The sequence below is a fragment of the Paractinoplanes deccanensis genome, assembly GCF_016862115.1.
GTDB classification, from domain to species: domain Bacteria; phylum Actinomycetota; class Actinomycetes; order Mycobacteriales; family Micromonosporaceae; genus Actinoplanes; species Actinoplanes deccanensis.
In genome coordinates, this window is record NZ_BOMI01000182.1 from 1 (window position 1) to 1,757 (window position 1,757).

At 73.0% G+C, this 1,757-nt stretch carries 2 protein-coding genes; one reads left to right on the top strand and one right to left on the bottom strand.

What is annotated here, in order from left to right; all coding sequences use genetic code 11:
• Nucleotides 1–358: 358 nt before the first annotated feature.
• Nucleotides 359–523: a hypothetical protein gene (locus tag Ade02nite_RS42940; RefSeq protein ID WP_203776750.1), complete on the bottom strand. Its 165-nt coding sequence runs from the start codon at nucleotides 521–523 to the stop codon at nucleotides 359–361.
• A 450-nt stretch (nucleotides 524–973) separates the two neighbouring features.
• Between Ade02nite_RS42940 and Ade02nite_RS42945 the strand changes: the two genes are divergently transcribed.
• On the top strand, nucleotides 974–1,681 hold the full coding sequence (locus Ade02nite_RS42945) for an alpha/beta hydrolase family protein (RefSeq protein ID WP_275409990.1): 708 nt from the start codon (nucleotides 974–976) through the stop codon (nucleotides 1,679–1,681).
• The last annotated feature ends 76 nt before the right edge of the window (nucleotides 1,682–1,757 follow it).

Sequence of the window (1,757 nt, forward strand, 5' to 3'; positions counted from 1 at the left end):
CTGACCCGGCAGTCGCGCATCCGCGGACGCCCGAGCCGCGAGGTATGGGCTAGGTCCCGGAGACGCGGGCCGGGTCCGGAGACGCGGGCCAGGCGCGGAGGCGTGGGCCAGGCGCGGAGGCGTGGGCCAGGCGCGGAGGCGTGGGCCAGGCGCGGAGGCGTGGGCCAGGCGCGGAACGTGAGTCGGCTCCGGAGACGCGGGCCGAGTCCGGAGGCGCAGGGCAGGCTCGGGCGCGGCGTGGGTTTGCGCGTGGGATGGTTTCGGGGCCGTCGGCATAAGGTGGGCGCTTTGCGGGCCTGCCGGTGGGGCGCGCCGGATCGGCGGGTCGGCGCGGGGATGGCCCCGCGCCGAGCCGAATTCAGGCTACGAGCCAGGCGATCAGGGCGATGAGGACCACGGCCACGGCCACGGCGCCGATGATCAGCGGGGTCTTGGAGGCGGGGGCCTGCTCCTGAGGGGTCTGGTCGGTGAAGGCGCGGAACGCCTCGGTGTTGCCGCTCGGGTCGACTCTGTTGTCAGACATGCGAGAGACCATAGCGAAACAAGGCACGCCTGCCGAGTCCTCGGCGCGTCCCCGCAACGCGAGTACCAGGTCGGACGCACTCGATCGGGGATATCACCCCAACGTGGGAGGGGCCGGCCGTAACGTCGCCGCATGGGAGCAAAGGGCCCCGATCGGACCTCCCGGGCGACCGCTGTCCGGCTGGTTGCCGCCTGGATCGGCGTGCTGGGACTGTCGCTGCCGGCGGCCGCCTGTGTCGGTGGAGACGCGCCGGGGCGTCAGCAGGTGGGGCATTCCGGGGACAGGCGCCAGGAGAGGCAGCGCGAAGCAGGGCTCCCCGAGGCGGACCACCCAGAGACGGCAAATGCCGAGGCGCGGCACGCGGACGGGCAGCCGACGTCCCGGATGCCCGAGAAGGGTGGTGTGCGGGAAGCAGCGTCTTATCCGGTGGGGCTGCGCATCCTTCACCTCATGCGGGCGGGCCGGCCACTGACCACCTTGGTGTTCTATCCGGCCGCCCGGCCCACGGCGGGGCATGGTGGCGGGCGGAGTGGGCGCGCGAAGACCCAGCGAGTCCCTGCGGCAGGGCGGTTTCCGTTGGTGTTGTTCAGCCATGGGCTGCGAAGCTCGCCGGAGCGTTTCGCCGCCGCGCTCTCGTCGTGGGCGGCTGCGGGCTTCGTGGTGGCGGCGCCCACCTATCCGCACACGAGTGAGTTCGCGCCGCGCTTCGACCGTGGCGACATCGTGCGCCAGCCGGACGACGCTCGGCATGTGCTCCGGGAAGTCCTGCGGCTCGACGTGGACCGCCGGGACGCCTTGAGCGGGCACATCGACACCGAACGGATCGCGGCCTTGGGGCATTCGGCGGGCGGGTACACGACCAGCGGACTCTTCGTGGCGGGACACGATCCGCGGCTGCGGGCAGGAGTCATCCTGGCCGGGTGGGCCGCGCCGGGGGCGTTCGCGGGGCCGCCGGCCACGATGCTGTTCATACAGGGCAAGGCCGATCCGGTGGTGCCGGTGAAGGTCAGCCGCGCCGCCTATGACCGCGTGCCGTGGCCGAAGTCGTACATCCTCATGCGCCGCGACTCGCACGGCACCTACCTGCGCCCGGGCGACCGCGGCTACGCCGCCATGCTGGCGACCACCACCGACTTCCTCCGCGGGACGCTCGGCTGACCCGAACCCGAACCCGAACCCGGACCCGCCGCCGGACTCGGACCCAGAGCCGGACCCAGAGCCGGACCCAGAGCGC